This window comes from Muribaculum sp. NM65_B17 (assembly GCF_004793735.1).
Taxonomy (GTDB): domain Bacteria; phylum Bacteroidota; class Bacteroidia; order Bacteroidales; family Muribaculaceae; genus Muribaculum; species Muribaculum gordoncarteri.
Genome location: NZ_SRYY01000007.1, coordinates 43,923 through 59,855, shown reverse-complemented (window position 1 = coordinate 59,855; position 15,933 = coordinate 43,923). Strand labels below are relative to the sequence as shown.

Below are 15,933 nucleotides of genomic sequence, written 5' to 3'. Positions count from 1 at the left end.
AATATTCCAACCAAAATATTTTATCTATTTTTTCAAAACTTTTCCAATGTAACGTTTCATAATCAAAGATTTTTGAAACATAAGTAACATCCAAGGCATTAAATAGTGACTAATTTTGTAATAACCAATAATCAAAAAACATCATGAACCAGTTATTACAAATTTCAGCTTGTGCGGTGACTCTGTTGCTAAGCACATCGTTCATGGCTCAAGGCCAGGTAAAGGAGGACTTCGTTCCTTCAACCAAGAATCACCCCGGTAAGGAGTATCCCATGGTAAACTCTCAAGGTTATGCACGCTTCAAAGTTGACGCTCCCGAAGCAAAATCGGTAACCGTGACATTGGGTCTGGGTGGCAGCGGAGGCACAAAACTCGAAAAGCAGGCCGACGGCTCCTGGATGGGAACAACCGCAGGACCTATGGACGAAGGTTTCCACTACTATCACCTGATTGTCGACGACGGAACGTTTAACGACCCAGGCACACTTAACTACTTCGGCTCATGTCGTTGGGAAAGCGGTATCGAGATTCCCGCCCATGACCGTGACTTCTATGCTCTAAAGGATGTTCCCCACGGCAATGTACAGCAAGTACTGTTCAACTCACCGAGCACAGGCACCCATCAGCGCGCATTCGTTTACACTCCCCCGGAGTATGGAAAGAGCAACAAAAAATACCCCGTACTCTATCTTCAGCACGGATGGGGCGAGAACGAAACCGCATGGTCAAGCCAAGGTCACGCCAACCTTATCATGGATAACCTCATCGCCGAAGGCAAAATCGATCCGTTTATCATCGTGATGACCTACGGACTGACCAACAACATTAAGTTCGGAACCATCGACAAGTTTGACGCAAAGGAGTTTGAGAAGCTGCTTATCGACGAGCTCATACCCTATATCGACGCCAATTTCAACACAATTCCCGACAAAGATCATCGCGCAATGGCCGGACTTTCGATGGGAGGTGTTGAAACCAAGCTCATCACCACCCGTCGTCCCGAGGTATTCGGTTACTACGGACTGCTCAGCGGCGGAACCTACGCTCCCGAGGACTTGAAGGACAGCGGTGTGAAACTCGCCTTCATCAGCTGCGGAAGCAAGGAGAACCCCGAAGGCGTTACAGCCGCCGCCAAAGCCTTGAAGGATGCAGGCTACAATGCCGTGTCCTACGTTTCGCCCGGCACAGCCCATGAATTCCTCACCTGGCGCCGCAGCCTCTATCAACTCGCACCGATGTTGTTCAAATAATAAGAGTTCATTGACTCCGTCACAACAATAAGAGCCAACCCACAATAAGCTTTCGACCGTCACCTCAATGATTGTCGAAAGCTTTTTTTAAGTCATATATTATCTAATATTTCCCAATATCACTTTTTTTACGTACTTTTGAAGCTCAATTTAAATTATTGACCGAGTAAATGAAGAATTTATTGTTGCGAAGCCTTTCGGGAGCCATATATGTGGCTCTAATCGTGGCGGCCATACTCATAAACCGATGGACATTCCTCGCGTTATGTCTGTTGTTTGCAATATTGGCGCTTATTGAATTTTTCAAATTAAGTCATGTAAGCACCGCCAAAAAGAGTACGGCTACATGCATAGTCGACATTTTGGGAGCAATCGCACTTATCACCTCGACATGGTGTGTCGTGTCATTCAATATATACACACCGTTTGCCGCCTATCTGGGCTATTTCCTTGTACGCTTCATCATGCAGCTGTACGTCCAGGACAAATCTCCGCTGGTCAATCTTGCCTACTCCATGATGGGTCAACTCTACATCGGCTTCCCCCTGGCGATGATGTCGTGCATATATGCCATATCGCCCTACCTCGTATTGGCGATGTTCATTTTTATATGGCTCAACGACACCGGAGCCTTCATCGTAGGCAGCTCTATAGGCCGTCACCCGTTGTTCCCGCGCATATCACCCAAGAAGTCATGGGAGGGATTCTGGGGCGGATTGGTGTTCTGCATCGCCACCGCACTGCTCATCATGAACCTGTGGCCTGCGACATTCGCACCCGTGAAGCTATCGCTTATGGTGGCCATGTCGGTTGTCGTGTCGATATTCGCCACATGGGGCGATCTCGTCGAATCGATGATAAAGCGCACCCTGCACGTAAAGGATTCAGGCACCATAATGCCCGGTCACGGAGGCATACTCGACCGCATCGACTCGCTGCTGTGCGTTTCACCCGCGGTGCTGTGCTACCTGCTATTGATTCTGTATCTGTAACATCATAAACTTCAATATAAACTATGAGCGATCAGCGATATGACATGCGTGGAGTATCGGCCTCAAAGGAGGATGTCCACAATGCAATCAAGAATGTTGACAAAGGTCTTTACCCAAAAGCTTTCTGTAAAATCATTCCCGACTACCTCGGCAATGATTCGGAGTACTGCAACATAATGCACGCCGACGGAGCCGGAACCAAATCATCATTAGCCTATATATATTGGAAAGAAACCGGCGACCTGAGCGTGTGGAAAGGCATAGCACAGGATGCCCTTATAATGAACATCGACGACCTGCTCTGTGTAGGCGCGACCGACAACATACTCGTAAGCTCGACAATCGGGCGCAACAAGATGCTGATTCCTGGCGAAGTAATAGCCGCCATAATCAACGGCACCGAAGAGCTGCTTGAAGAGCTTCGCGGAATGGGAGTGTCGATATACAGCACCGGAGGTGAAACAGCCGATGTAGGCGACCTCGTTCGCACGATAATCGTCGACAGCACGGTAACATGCCGCATGCGTCGCAGCGATGTAATCGACAACGCCAACATAAAGGGCGGTGATGTGATCGTGGGACTTGCCAGCTACGGCCAGGCCGCTTATGAAAAAGAGTATAACGGCGGAATGGGTTCCAACGGATTGACTTCGGCGCGTCACGATGTGTTTAAGCACGACCTCGCTGTCAAGTATCCCGAAAGCTATGATGCAGCAGTGCCTGTAGAGCTGGTATATTCAGGTTCGATGGGCCTCACCGACGCCGTCGACAACGCGCCTGTCAACGCCGGTAAGCTCGTTCTGTCGCCCACCCGCACCTACGCCCCCGTTATCAAGAAGCTTCTCGACGAGATGCGTGACAAGATTGACGGAATGGTACACTGCTCGGGCGGAGCCCAGACAAAGGTGATGCACTTTGTCACCGACAAGCATGTGATAAAGGACAACCTATTCCCCGTTCCTCCTCTGTTTGACCTGATTCAGCGCGAATCGGGAACCGACTGGAAAGAGATGTACAAGGTGTTCAACATGGGTCACCGCATGGAGATATACGTATCACCCGAGGATGCTGCCCGCGTCATCGAGATTTCCGAATCAATGGGCATCCCGGCCCGCATCATCGGACGCGTGGAAGATGCTCCGACCAATATGCTCACCATCATCTCGGATAAGGGCACATTCAAGTATTAACAGGCTTCTAAAAGCGCGACATCATGCGTAGTCTTGCAACAATGTTACTATCGGTGTTGCTGGTGTGCACCCTGGCATATTCATGCCGAGGCGGCTCAACCTCCGAATCAGCCGAGGCCGCCGATTCCATACACAGCATCCCCGACACGTTAAGAGTGGGAACTCTCTATAGTCCCCTCTCCTACTTCATCTACCGTGAGGAACAGATGGGCTACGACTACGACCTTATAAAGCAGTTTGGTGTCGACAAAGGAGTTTATATCGACCTTGTCGTGGCTCCAAGCATCTCCTCGCTGCTTGAAATGCTCGACTCGGGCAAAGTGGACCTTGCCGCTTACGAAATCCCAATAATAGCCGCCAACCGCGACAGGGTGATTCCCTGCGGTGTTGAAAACATAACGCATCAGGTGCTCGTGCAACCCAAAGGCAATCCCGACTCACTCATCACCGATGTAACGCAGCTTGTAGGGCGTGAAGTCTACGTAGAGAAGGATTCCAAGTACCAGCATCGCCTTGCCAATCTCAACGATGAACTGGGTGGAGGCATAATGATGCACGTTGTCGACCAGGACACATTGATTACCGAGGACCTTATAGAAATGGTGTCATCAGGCAAAATTCCATTGACTATTGTAGACAGCGACATTGCCCGACTGAATAAAACCTACTATAATTCCCTCGATGTGTCGCTTGAAGTGAGTTTCCCTCAACGTTCGTCATGGGGAGTGCCTATTGACAAAGCATGGCTGGCCGACAGCATAAACGCATGGATAGACAGCAGTGAGCCGCGACAGGCTCAGGAAAAGTTGCTGAAGCGTTACTTCGAGCTGAGCAAAAACAGCCCGTCGCTGTCGCTCGACCTGTCGAAAGGCCGAATGTCGCCCTACGACAACCTTTTCAAGAAATATGCCAAAGATATTGGTTGGGACTGGCGAATGCTTGCCTCACAAGGATATGCCGAAAGCAGGTTTGACACCACGGTTGTGTCATGGGCCGGAGCACGCGGACTCATGCAGATCATGCCCCGCACGGCACGTGCCTACGGACTGTCGATGAACCGCATCTCCAATCCCGAAGCGAGCATAAGCACAGCTACGGCGATAATACGCGACCTCGACAAGTCGCTGTCACGTTACGTTCCCGACCCCGAGGAGCGGAAAAAGTTTGTAGTCGCAGCCTACAACTCGGGCATTGCACACATATACGATGCAATAGCGTTGGCTCGAAAATACGGCAAAAACCCGCAAGTGTGGAGTGGAAACGTGGCCGAAGCACTGCTGATGAAAGCAAATCCCGACTATTACAACGACCCTGTGTGTAAATACGGATATTTTCGTGGCAAGGAAACAACAAATTACGTGATAAAAGTGTTTGATATGTACAACCGGGCTCGTAAAAACGTGCCTGTTTGAATTATGTTTCATACTATTAGCATAATCACATTATAATTTAATCAACTATCTATTATGAAAAAAAAGTATCTGAGTGTTGCTCTCGTAATCGCTTTAGCCGGTTCGATGTTGACAACATCCTGTATTGGTAACTTTGCTCTTACCAACAAACTATTGGCATGGAACAAGACTATCAGCAACAAGTTTGTGAACGAACTCGTATTCTTCGCATTCTGGATTATCCCGGTATACGAAGTTTCAGCACTGGCTGATGTACTCGTGTTCAACACAATCGAGTTCTGGAGCGGTAACAACCCCGTGGCTTGCGGTAAGAAAGTAATAGACGGACAGGACGGCCGCTACCTCGTTGAGTGCGACGGCAAGGGTTACACCATCACAAGCGAAAACGACAACAGCGTCGTACGCCTTGACTTCGATGCAGCCGACGATTCATGGAGTGTAAGAGTTAACGAGGGCGAAAGCTACAAGCTCATGACATTCATCGACGACTCTCATGTAAAGATGATCACCCCCGACGGATCAATGCAGGTTGTCGAACTGTCACAGAGTGGAGTTTGGGCTTACCAGCAGACAGCTACTCAGGCAGCATTCGCAATGAAATAATCGATTTTATAAAAAAACATAAATAATGGCCGTGCCGCGTTATGTGACACGGCCACTATTTTTACATTAAGCCTATATGTCGTAACTTTGAATAGAAATAACGACATCAACTATGATTTGCAAGATATTTTCACTATTGACCGCAGCAGCAATAACGCTTCCCGCTTCAGCGCAAAGCACCGAGGTTCAACTCGCCAAGCCTCTTAACATTCCGCTATACTTGAGCGGAAACTTCGGCGAGTTACGCAGCAACCACTTCCATTCGGGACTCGACTTCAAGACCCAGGGACGCACCGGCATCCCCGTACACAGTGCCGACGACGGATATGTGTCACGCATAGTCGTGTCACCTTGGGGATTCGGACGCGCTATCTACATCACCCATCCGTCTACGGGGCTCACCACCGTCTACGGTCACCTGAGTTCGTTCTCACCTAAAATAGACAATCCGGTGCGAAAGCGCCAATATGAAAAAGAGTCATTTGCCGTCGACCTTGAGTTTGCGCCCGATGAAATTCCGGTAAAACGCGGCGAGCAGATAGCCTTGAGTGGAAACTCGGGATCGTCGGGCGGCCCGCATCTCCACATGGATGTGCGTGACACCAAGACCGAGGAGGCCCTCGATCCAATGCCCTACTTTAAGCAATACATCACCGACAAGGTGGCTCCCGAACTGCGCTCACTGGCGCTATACCCTGTCAACGGCGAAGGCGTGGTCAACGGCGGCTCATCACCCGTAACCCACTCGCCCCAGCAGACATCGGAACCTTTCAAGGCTTGGGGCAAAGTGACACCGGCCATAAAAGCCTACGACAAGATGTCGGGCACCTCCAATATCTACGGCGTTAAGTATCTCACACTCACCGTCGACGGCAATCCGGTCTACAAGCGTGTCATCGACCGATTCAGTTTCGACAACACTCGCGGAGTCAACACAATCGTCGACTATGCCGGCGTAGTGCGCAACAACTCATGGATGATGACATCGCGTGTTGCCGCCGCCCGTCCGCTCGGCGACATGATTGAAGCCGTCGACAACGGCGTACTCGACATCAACGAGGAGCGTGACTACAAGTGCTTGTGGATTCTTGAGGATGAACACGGCAACACCCGCCGCGTACCGTTCACCATAACGGGAGTGCGTCACGACATACCCGAGGCTGTCCATAAAGGTGACATGCTGTCGTGGAAAGGCCACAACGTTTACTCGGGCAACGGCATAAAAGCGTCATTCCCTGCCGGTACATTCTACGACGACATATACCTGAAAGTGACTTCCGAACCGATTGTCGGCTACGTGACCGACCGATTCACCGTAGGCGACCCCACAATCCCCATAAGCGGCGAATACACAATCGAAATCGACATTGACCGTGACACCGTACCCGACAAAAACAAATATTGCCTCGTGCGCATCGACGGGAAGCGCCGCTCAGCTGTCGACGCAAAATATGTCGACGGCAAGATGCAAGGAACCCCCAACCGATTAGGGTCATTTGCCGTAACTACCGACACGCGTCCTCCGGTCATAAAGCCCGAAGCGCGGGCCAACTGGGGAAAGCGTGGACGAGTTAGTTATATAATCTCGGACAATCTCAGCGGAATCACCGAATATCGTGGTGAAATCGACGGGAAATGGGCGATGTTTGAACTCGACGGAAAAACGGGACGACTCTCGTTTACCATGGATCCGTCACGCTTTAACCGAAACATCAACCATCAGGTTGTGCTTAAAGTAACCGACCGATGCGGCAACACTTCGGAGCATAAATCCAATTTCCGATGGTAGTAACTTTATTTAATAAAATTGGAGTAACTATTTTAACAATAGATTTGCTTTAGATAACCCAAAACACTATCTTTGCCTTATAAATATATTTCTAAATACCAAAAAAATTCGATATGGAAAATGACGAACTTATGAAGGTCGTAACCGAAAAAGCCAATCTGTGGCTTGGTGACGGCTATGACGAAGCCACCAAAGCTGAAGTACGACGCATGCTAAATGCTGAAGATAAGACCGAACTCATTGATTCATTCTATCGTGACCTCGAATTCGGAACCGGTGGATTGCGCGGCATCATGGGTGCAGGCAGCAACCGCATGAACAAATACACCGTAGGTGCAGCAACCCAGGGCCTTGCCAACTATCTTAAGGAGGCTTTTGCCGAACTGCCCGAAATAGCAGTTGTAGTTGGTCACGACGTGCGCAACAACAGCCGTGAATATGCTGAAATCGTTGCCGACATCTTCTCGGCCAACGGCATCAAGGTGTATCTGTTTGACAGCTTCCGCCCCACTCCCGAACTTTCATTCGCAATCCGCGAACTCGGCTGCCAAAGCGGTGTCAACATCACAGCTTCACACAACCCCAAGGAGTATAACGGCTATAAGGCCTATTGGTCAGACGGCGCTCAGATTATCGCTCCCCATGATGTCAACATCATTGACAATGTAAACAAAATCAAGAGCGTAAGCGAAATCAAGTTTGAGGGCGACAAGTCCAAGATCGTCATCATCGGCGATGAAATGGACCAGAAGTTCCTCACCGCAATCAAGGGCCTTCAGCTCAGCCCCGAAGCCGTGGCTCAATATCACGACCTCAAGCTCGTCTACACCCCTATCCACGGAACAGGCGTGAAGCTGATCCCCGCATCACTGCGCAACTACGGATTCACCAACATCATCAACGTTCCCGAACAGGATGTGCCCAGCGGTGACTTCCCCACCGTTGAGTCGCCCAACCCCGAAGTTCCCTCGGCTATGGCAATGGCCATCGCAAAGGCTAAGGAAGTGGAAGCCGACCTCATCCTCGCATCGGACCCCGATGCCGACCGTATCGGCTGTGTGCTTCGTGACGACAACGGCGAGTATGTGCTCATCAACGGCAACCAGATTGTCATGATACTTCTCAACTACATCATGACCCGCAATAAGGAGCTCGGCCGCATCACAGGCAAGGAGTACATCGTAAAGACCATCGTGACAACCGAAACAATAAAGTCAATCGCCGACCAGAACGGCTTCAAGATGTATGACTGCTACACCGGCTTCAAATGGATCGCAGCCGTAATCCGCGACAATGAGGGCGTAGGACGCTACCTCGGCGGCGGTGAAGAGAGCTACGGATTCCTCGCTGAGGACTTCTGCCGCGACAAGGACGCCGTATCGGCTATATCACTCATGGCCGAAGCTCTTGCATGGGCCAAGACCAAGGGCATGAACTTCCTCCAGATGCTTCAGGACATATACATCAAGTACGGATACTCTCGCGAAGCAGGTGTTTCACTCGTGCGCAAGGGCAAATCGGGCGCCGAAGAGATTATCGCCATCATGAAGGAGTTCCGCGCCAATCCTCCCAAGCAGATTGCAGGCAGCGATGTAGTCATCGTCAAGGATTATGCCGATCTGAACATGAAGAACCTCAAGACCGGCGAAGTCACCAAGATGGACATGCCCACAACAAGCAATGTACTCCAGTACTTCACCGAGGACGGCACAAAGATTTCCATACGCCCGTCAGGTACCGAGCCCAAGATTAAGTTCTATGTCGAAGTCAAAGGCTCGATGAAGACCAACGCCGACTATGCCGACGCCAACAACAAGGCCGACGCTAAGATTGAAGCCGTCAAGAAAGATCTTGGCATCGATTAATCAAGACTATATTATCGTCATCATAAATAAGCGGGCGCCCCAACAAGCGCCCGCATTTTTAAATCATAGCTATGGAAGTCGTTTACGAGGACAATCACCTGCTTGTAGTCAACAAGGCTCCCGGTGAAATAGTGCAAGGCGACAAGACCGGCGACACACCGCTTGTCGAAACGCTCAAATTATGGTTGAAGGAGAAGTATGCCAAACCAGGCAACGTATTCTGCGGAGTCGTACACCGTCTTGACAGGCCGGTGGGCGGCCTTGTCATATTCGCCAAGACATCAAAGGCCCTGTCGCGACTCAACGAAATGTTTCGCAACGGTGAGGTAAACAAAACCTATTGGGCCATAACACGCAACCTTCCCCCTAAAGAGGAGGACACGCTCACCCACTACATAACCACCACCGAGCGAAACAACAAGTCCTATGCCTCGTTGACCGAGAAGAAAGGCTCGCAGAAAGCGGTGCTCAAATACCGTCACATCGCATCGACTGACCGCTACCATCTGCTTGAAGTGAATCTGCTCACAGGCCGCAAGCATCAGATAAGAGTGCAGCTGTCGGCCATAGGATGTCCCATAAAAGGTGACTTGAAATACGGTGACAAACGCAGCAATCCCGACGGAAGCATATCGTTGATGTCACATCGCATTGAGTTCACACATCCGGTCAGCGGCAACAAAATCGATGTAACGGCACCCGTTCCCGACGACAATCTGTGGCGAGCGCTTGATGAGTCAATAAAAAAGGAGGATTGAATCCTCCTTTTTTATTTTAAAACCGGTTGTCGGGTATCTACAGATCATAGAATTTGGTAAACGCCTTTATCGTGTAGAGGTGGTCGTCGACCGATGCAGTTTCCCTTACCGAATGCATGGCCCACAAAGCCGCACCCATGTCGACGCCCCGGAGGTCGATTTGCGAAGTGAGTATATTGCCGAGTGTCGAGCCTCCGGCCACATCGGAGTGGTTGACGAAGTATTGACACGGCACTCCGGCCTCGTCGCATATAGTCTTGAACACCGCCGCCGAATCGGCATCGGTCATATACTTGCAATTGGCATTTATCTTGATTACGGGACCGCCGCCCACTACCGGATGATTGGTGGGATCATGCTTCTCCGCATAGTTGGGATGCAGAGCATGAGCATTGTCGGCCGACACCATGAATGAATTTGACACAGCTCTCAGATAATCCTCCTCGTTTCCGCCAAGCGACATGGTTATTCTGCGACATATATGCTCCAATACCGGTGACGCTGCACCCTGCTTCGTGCCCGAACCGGTTTCCTCGTTGTCAAATATAGCCATGACACGCGTCATCCTGCACATCTCCGATGAAGCAAGCAGAGCCGAAACGGCAGCGTGTACCATCGACAAATCGTCAAGACGGCCTGAAGTGATGAACTCATTGTTAACTCCCACCATGCAAGCCTTAGTGGTGTCATAGAGCGACAAGTCAAAGTCGATTATGTCATTTGACGCCACTCCGAGTTCTTCGACTACAAAACGATGAAGGAAACCGTCACGCTCGGCCTGCTGCTTGATGATGCCCAAAACCGGGAGCATATCCTTCTGCTTGGACAGCGGATTGCCTTCGTTGACCTGACGGTTGAAGTGAATAGCCAGATGCGGTATGGTCATGATAGGACGATTGACGCGCAACAGCCGTGTTTCAGGATTAAAGGGGTCGTTGCTGCGCAACAACACGCGCCCGGCAATCGACAGCGGGCGGTCAAACCACGTGTATAGTATAGGGCCTCCGTAGACCTCGGTATTCAGTTTCATGACACCTCCGTCGCTCATCATTTCGGGACGGGGCTTGATGCGGAATCCGGGAGAGTCGCTGTGAGCCGATATAATCTTGAATCCCGATGAAGCGTCACATTCACCCACAATAAATGCAAAGAGCGCCGAGTGATTCTTTATCGTATAGTATTTCCCACCCGGCTTCAACGACCATGCGTCACGCGGGTCAAGCTTCTTGAATCCATGAGAGTCAAGCATCGATGCAAGAGTGTCAACGGCCAAAAAGTTGCACACACCGGCATCCATAAATTCCATAAGCCCCTCGATAGAGGCGTTGTATTTCTCCATATCACTTATTTTAAGGGTTAACTTTAAATTAAAAAGATACTGTAATCAAAGATACGAATAAGTCGAGTGCAATGCCAAATGTATTTGAGCATTGCCAAGCGTGAGTATCTAAGACTATAGTCAAAGATACGAATAAATTTTGATTTTGGCGAGCGTAAGAGCCGTTAACATTTATTGTCGTACCGGCTCTAAGCATCGATAACGGGGTACAAATCTTTACGTTTGTTTCGTTAAGTTGTGCAATATATGTTAATTATCGGCATTCACAGTTAAAAATAAGGTCATAATTAGAATGAATCTATTATATTTTAACATTATTTTAACAATAGGGGGGGATAAAACGATATTTTTGTATAACTTTGTCGCACAAACAATATTTTTTTCAAATTTGCTGCAACCTTTAATCAGCTTGTTGCGTCTAAAAAGCAAAATTCATCCACATAACAGTGCAATGATACATTTAGAAGATATCAATAAAACTTATCCCGGCGCTGTGCCCCTGCATGTTCTGAAAGGAATCAACCTCGACATCGCACGTGGCGAACTCGTTTCAATCATGGGAGCATCGGGTTCCGGAAAGTCAACTCTGCTCAACATCCTGGGCATTCTCGACAACTACGATACCGGAGAGTACATCCTCGACGGTACGCTGATAAAAAACCTCAGTGAAAACCGGGCCGCCGAGCTTCGCAATAAGCTAATCGGATTTGTGTTCCAGTCATTCAACCTCATTAACTACAAGAATGCGGTTGAAAATGTAGCCCTGCCGCTGTTTTACCAAGGCGTGTCACGCCGCAAGCGCAACGCACTCGCACTTGAGCAGCTCGACCGCATGGGACTTGCCGACTGGGCTCACCATCTTCCCGGAGAGCTGTCGGGCGGACAGAAACAGCGCGTGGCCATAGCCCGTGCACTTATAACCAACCCGGCAATAATTCTTGCCGATGAGCCCACCGGAGCACTCGACAGCAAAACTTCGGTCGATGTGATGCAGGTGTTCCGGCAACTGAACTCCGAAGGCATGACAATCGTAATCGTAACCCACGACCCCAATGTGGGAGCACAGACCAACCGAATCATACGAATTTCCGACGGAATAATAACCCAATAACCCCGACAACACAAAATGTTTGACCTTATCAACGAAATATGGCAAACGATGCGCACCAACAAACTGCGCACCGCACTTACCGGACTTGCCGTTGCCTGGGGTATATTCATGCTTATCATATTGCTTGGAATATCCAAAGGGGTGCTCACCTCATTTCAGTCATCGTCACTTGCCCAGAATCCCAACAAGATCAACGTATATCCCGGCAATACATCAATGCCTTACAAAGGATTAAAGGAGGGACGATACATACAGCTGCGTGACCGGAATCTGGATGAAATCAAAAACGACAATCCCAACGATGTAGCTTCGGCAACGGCCGAAATGAATCAAAGCGGCACAATATCGACTCCGCTCGACTACATTACCACAAGCTATTCAGGTGTATTTCCCGGAACCGAAAAAATGTTGCAGCTGCCCATGATATACGGACGCTTCATCAACGAAAAGGACCTCAATGACATGCGCAAGGTAATCGTGCTCAACAAGAAGGATGCCGAAACGCTTTTCAAAAACATCGGTTCATCAATAGGCAAGACTGTCGATGTCAACGGAATAGCATTCACCTTGGTAGGAATATACGAACATGAATGGCGCAGCGGCACCTTCATTCCCTATACGACCGCTCGCGCGTTATCGGGATTTGACGACAAAGTCTACTCCATCCAAGTCGACATAAAAGGGGTTAAAAACATGGAAGATGCCGAGCGCGTAGAACGCAACATCAAATCCACGTTGGCCAAATACAATCAGTTTGACCCCGATGATGAGAGCGCGGTGTGGATGTGGAATCGCTTTTCATCCTATCTCAACAGCCAGGAAGCGGCAGGCGTTCTCAACACAGCCATGTGGGTGATCGGTTTGCTTACGCTTATAACCGGCATAGTGGGAGTCAGCAACATCATGTTTGTATCGGTTCGCGAACGCACTCATGAAATAGGCATACGACGCGCCATTGGAGCCCGCCCCCACAACATATTGCTTCAGGTGATAATCGAAAGCGTGGCAATGACGACCCTGTTCGGTTATATAGGAATACTGCTCGGCACGATAGGCAATGAAATAATGGCGCAGGTATTTGCCGACGGAGATTTCATAAAGGACCCGAGGGTCGACCTGTCACTCGCCATTGAAGTAACGGTGGTGCTCATCGTGTCGGGAGCTCTTGCAGGAATATTCCCGGCGATGCGAGCCTTGAAGATACGCCCTGTCGAAGCATTGAGAACTGAATAAACCATTCAAACGACAACAATGAAAAATCCTATATTCGACATAGACAACTGGAAGGAGATAACCGCCACTCTTGCCCGCAACAAGATACGCACATTCCTCACCGCATTCGGAATCTTCTGGGGCACTGCAATGCTTGCAATGCTGTGGGGAGGAGCCCAAGGAATGCAGCGCATGTTACGCGGACAATTTGAAGGCTTCGCGACAAACTCGGCAATAATTGCATCCAACCGCACAAGCATGCCTTACAAAGGATATAAAAAGGGCATGTACTGGTCACTGACACAGACCGACATCGACAACATACGCCACAGTGTAAGCGATATAAAAGCAATGAGCGCAGTGTCCAATCGATCGGCCTCGCTGCATTACGGCACAAAGAGTTACGAAGCATCGGTGCAAGGAGTCGAAAGCGCATTCCCTGAAATATTCACTCCTGTAATATATAGCGGACGCTTCATAAACGAAGCTGACGAGCGCGACAGCAAGAAAGTGTGCTGCATAGGCAAGCGCGTGGCCGGAGAACTCTTCGGCAGCACCGATCCCCTCGGCAAATTCATCGAGGTAAACAACATTTACTACCGCGTTGTGGGAGTCGTCGGACAGGAATCGGAAGTGCAGATTAACGGTGATGTCGACAACATGATCACAATACCGCTGTCGACGATGCGCAAAGCCTACAACCTCGGTACACGTGTCGACATGGCTCTGATAGATGTAAAAAGCGGTCACACTCCTGCCGAACTGCAACCACAAATCGAACGCATAATACGACTGTCACATCCGATACATCCCGATGACAAGCGAGCAATCATGTATATGGACATCTCGGAGGAGTTTGACATGATCGACAAGATGTTTACCGGTGTCGATGTGCTGGTGCTGTTCGTTGGATTCGGATCGCTCCTTGCCGGAATCATAGGCGTGGGCAACATCATGTGGATCATCGTCAAGGAACGCACCCAGGAGATAGGAATACGCCGAGCAATCGGAGCAAAGCCGCGTGACATAATCATGCAGGTTCTGTCGGAAAGCATCGTGCTGACCGTCATTGCCGGAATAGCCGGGATATGCTTCGCCTCGGGAATACTCGCAATAGCCGAAATGATAACACCGCCCATCAACGAAGAGCCTCTACCCTTCCAGCTTACATTCTATTCGGCTATAATAATCCTGGTAGTGTTCCTGACGCTCGGAACGGCAGCCGGAACAATACCCGCCATAAAGGCGATGCGCATAAAACCCATCGAGGCACTTAACGATAAATAAAACAAATAACATCATAACTTAAAATGAAAAAGTTTTTCCGAATTTTGCTTTGGACGATTATCGCAGTGATATTCGTAGGCACGTTTGTCTATCTTTTCTACAACTCCAAGAAGAAAGATACGATTTATGAAATTGTTACGCCCGAAATAGGCAATATCGAACGCACGACAGTGCTCACCGGCAAGATAGAGCCGCGTGACGAAATCGAAATCAAGCCGCAGATTTCCGGTATAATATCGGAGATAAATGTAGAGCCCGGCGACATTGTAAAGGAGGGCGACATAATCGCTAAAATCAAGGTCATCCCCGAAGAGTCGCAGCTGTCATCGGCCCAAAACCGCGTCGATGTGGCTAAGATATCGCTCGAGCAGTCAAAACTGGTGTATGAACGCACAAAGACATTGTACGACAAGAAGTTTGTGAGCCGCGAAGAGTATGAGCAGGCCCTGACCGACTACCGCAAGTCGCAGCAGGAGCTTGAGTCGGCCATCGACGCACTCTCGATCGTGCGTGACGGTATATCGACAGCCAATGCTCAACAGAGCAACACACTTGTGCGTGCAACAATCGACGGCCTCATCCTTGAAGTGCCCGTGAAGGTGGGTACATCGGTAATCCAGGCCAATACAATGAACGACGGTACCACGGTTGCCAAGATCGCCAACATGAATGACCTCCTCTTCATAGGAAAAGTCGACGAAACCGAAGTGGGCCAGATAAAGACCGGCATGAACACAAAGATTTCAATCGGCGCCATTCCCGATGTAACACCCGATGCCGTGATAGAATACATCGCTCCTAAAAGCACCGAAGAAAACGGGTCCAACACATTTGAGCTCAAGGCGGCCATAACAGTACCCGATTCAGTACAGCTACGCGCCGGCTACAGCGCAAACGCCACCATTAACCTGAGCGGAGTTTCCAATGTGCTCACAGTGCCTGAAGGAGTGATCGAATGGGTAGGCGACAGCACATTTGTGTATTGCCTCACATCCGAAGAACCCGTGCAGCAGTTTGAACGCCGCGCAGTAACCACCGGACTTTCCAACGGCATCAATATCGAGGTGAAATCGGGCATCGACAAGGATGTCAAGCTCCGTGGTAATGAAAAGAAAGATTAACGCC

13 protein-coding genes are annotated in these 15,933 nt (G+C 49.7%); 12 read left to right on the top strand and 1 reads right to left on the bottom strand.

Annotated features, from left to right (window positions below):
• The first annotated feature begins 143 nt into the window (after nucleotides 1-143).
• The 8 genes from E5354_RS10900 (at nucleotide 144) to E5354_RS10865 (ending at nucleotide 9,859) form a co-directional block, all read left to right on the top strand.
• Nucleotides 144-1,250, top strand: a complete 1,107-nt coding sequence (locus E5354_RS10900) for an alpha/beta hydrolase (protein WP_135947485.1) — start codon at nucleotides 144-146, stop codon at nucleotides 1,248-1,250.
• 170 nt (nucleotides 1,251-1,420) lie between these two features.
• Nucleotides 1,421-2,242 (top strand): phosphatidate cytidylyltransferase, encoded by an 822-nt coding sequence (locus E5354_RS10895; protein ID WP_135947484.1) that lies wholly within the window; start codon nucleotides 1,421-1,423, stop codon nucleotides 2,240-2,242.
• A 23-nt stretch (nucleotides 2,243-2,265) separates the two neighbouring features.
• The gene (locus E5354_RS10890; protein WP_123396948.1) at nucleotides 2,266-3,432 is read left to right on the top strand and encodes an AIR synthase related protein; all 1,167 of its coding nucleotides are present in this window, start codon (nucleotides 2,266-2,268) and stop codon (nucleotides 3,430-3,432) included.
• Nucleotides 3,433-3,455: 23 nt separating this feature from the next.
• A complete protein-coding gene (locus E5354_RS10885) occupies nucleotides 3,456-4,844 on the top strand; it encodes a transglycosylase SLT domain-containing protein (protein WP_246863796.1) in 1,389 nt (462 codons plus the stop codon).
• 54 nt (nucleotides 4,845-4,898) lie between these two features.
• Nucleotides 4,899-5,447 carry a DUF3332 domain-containing protein gene (locus tag E5354_RS10880; RefSeq protein ID WP_123396946.1) on the top strand — a complete coding sequence of 183 codons (549 nt, stop codon included), beginning with the start codon at nucleotides 4,899-4,901 and terminating at the stop codon, nucleotides 5,445-5,447.
• A gap of 112 nt (nucleotides 5,448-5,559) precedes the next feature.
• On the top strand, nucleotides 5,560-7,236 hold the full coding sequence (locus E5354_RS10875; RefSeq protein ID WP_135947483.1) for a M23 family metallopeptidase: 1,677 nt from the start codon (nucleotides 5,560-5,562) through the stop codon (nucleotides 7,234-7,236).
• Nucleotides 7,237-7,349: 113 nt separating this feature from the next.
• Nucleotides 7,350-9,101 carry a phospho-sugar mutase gene (locus tag E5354_RS10870; protein ID WP_135947482.1) on the top strand — a complete coding sequence of 584 codons (1,752 nt, stop codon included), beginning with the start codon at nucleotides 7,350-7,352 and terminating at the stop codon, nucleotides 9,099-9,101.
• A 71-nt stretch (nucleotides 9,102-9,172) separates the two neighbouring features.
• The gene (locus E5354_RS10865; RefSeq protein ID WP_135947481.1) at nucleotides 9,173-9,859 is read left to right on the top strand and encodes an RluA family pseudouridine synthase; all 687 of its coding nucleotides are present in this window, start codon (nucleotides 9,173-9,175) and stop codon (nucleotides 9,857-9,859) included.
• A gap of 37 nt (nucleotides 9,860-9,896) precedes the next feature.
• On the opposite strand, the gene E5354_RS10860 is transcribed toward E5354_RS10865, so the two are convergent.
• Nucleotides 9,897-11,198 (bottom strand): M18 family aminopeptidase, encoded by a 1,302-nt coding sequence (locus E5354_RS10860; RefSeq protein ID WP_135947480.1) that lies wholly within the window; start codon nucleotides 11,196-11,198, stop codon nucleotides 9,897-9,899.
• A 451-nt stretch (nucleotides 11,199-11,649) separates the two neighbouring features.
• Between E5354_RS10860 and E5354_RS10855 the strand changes: the two genes are divergently transcribed.
• The 4 genes from E5354_RS10855 to E5354_RS10840 are packed head-to-tail and all read left to right on the top strand — an operon-like array spanning nucleotide 11,650 to nucleotide 15,929.
• Nucleotides 11,650-12,309, top strand: coding sequence for an ABC transporter ATP-binding protein (locus E5354_RS10855; RefSeq protein WP_123396941.1), 660 nt, complete (start codon nucleotides 11,650-11,652; stop codon nucleotides 12,307-12,309).
• Nucleotides 12,310-12,324: 15 nt separating this feature from the next.
• Nucleotides 12,325-13,542 (top strand): ABC transporter permease, encoded by a 1,218-nt coding sequence (locus E5354_RS10850; protein WP_123396940.1) that lies wholly within the window; start codon nucleotides 12,325-12,327, stop codon nucleotides 13,540-13,542.
• Between the two features lie 18 nt (nucleotides 13,543-13,560).
• Nucleotides 13,561-14,808 carry an ABC transporter permease gene (locus E5354_RS10845; protein ID WP_135947479.1) on the top strand — a complete coding sequence of 416 codons (1,248 nt, stop codon included), beginning with the start codon at nucleotides 13,561-13,563 and terminating at the stop codon, nucleotides 14,806-14,808.
• 23 nt (nucleotides 14,809-14,831) lie between these two features.
• Entirely contained in the window at nucleotides 14,832-15,929 is a 1,098-nt protein-coding gene (locus E5354_RS10840; RefSeq protein ID WP_123396938.1) for an efflux RND transporter periplasmic adaptor subunit, read from the top strand.
• The last annotated feature ends 4 nt before the right edge of the window (nucleotides 15,930-15,933 follow it).

Coding starts and splice junctions, on each gene's coding strand:
- E5354_RS10900 (WP_135947485.1), top strand. CDS start 144: ATGAACCAGTTATTACAAATTTCAGCTTGTGCGGTGACTCTGTTGCTA.
- E5354_RS10895 (WP_135947484.1), top strand. CDS start 1,421: ATGAAGAATTTATTGTTGCGAAGCCTTTCGGGAGCCATATATGTGGCT.
- E5354_RS10890 (WP_123396948.1), top strand. CDS start 2,266: ATGAGCGATCAGCGATATGACATGCGTGGAGTATCGGCCTCAAAGGAG.
- E5354_RS10885 (WP_246863796.1), top strand. CDS start 3,456: ATGCGTAGTCTTGCAACAATGTTACTATCGGTGTTGCTGGTGTGCACC.
- E5354_RS10880 (WP_123396946.1), top strand. CDS start 4,899: ATGAAAAAAAAGTATCTGAGTGTTGCTCTCGTAATCGCTTTAGCCGGT.
- E5354_RS10875 (WP_135947483.1), top strand. CDS start 5,560: ATGATTTGCAAGATATTTTCACTATTGACCGCAGCAGCAATAACGCTT.
- E5354_RS10870 (WP_135947482.1), top strand. CDS start 7,350: ATGGAAAATGACGAACTTATGAAGGTCGTAACCGAAAAAGCCAATCTG.
- E5354_RS10865 (WP_135947481.1), top strand. CDS start 9,173: ATGGAAGTCGTTTACGAGGACAATCACCTGCTTGTAGTCAACAAGGCT.
- E5354_RS10860 (WP_135947480.1), bottom strand. CDS start 11,198: ATGGAGAAATACAACGCCTCTATCGAGGGGCTTATGGAATTTATGGAT.
- E5354_RS10855 (WP_123396941.1), top strand. CDS start 11,650: ATGATACATTTAGAAGATATCAATAAAACTTATCCCGGCGCTGTGCCC.
- E5354_RS10850 (WP_123396940.1), top strand. CDS start 12,325: ATGTTTGACCTTATCAACGAAATATGGCAAACGATGCGCACCAACAAA.
- E5354_RS10845 (WP_135947479.1), top strand. CDS start 13,561: ATGAAAAATCCTATATTCGACATAGACAACTGGAAGGAGATAACCGCC.
- E5354_RS10840 (WP_123396938.1), top strand. CDS start 14,832: ATGAAAAAGTTTTTCCGAATTTTGCTTTGGACGATTATCGCAGTGATA.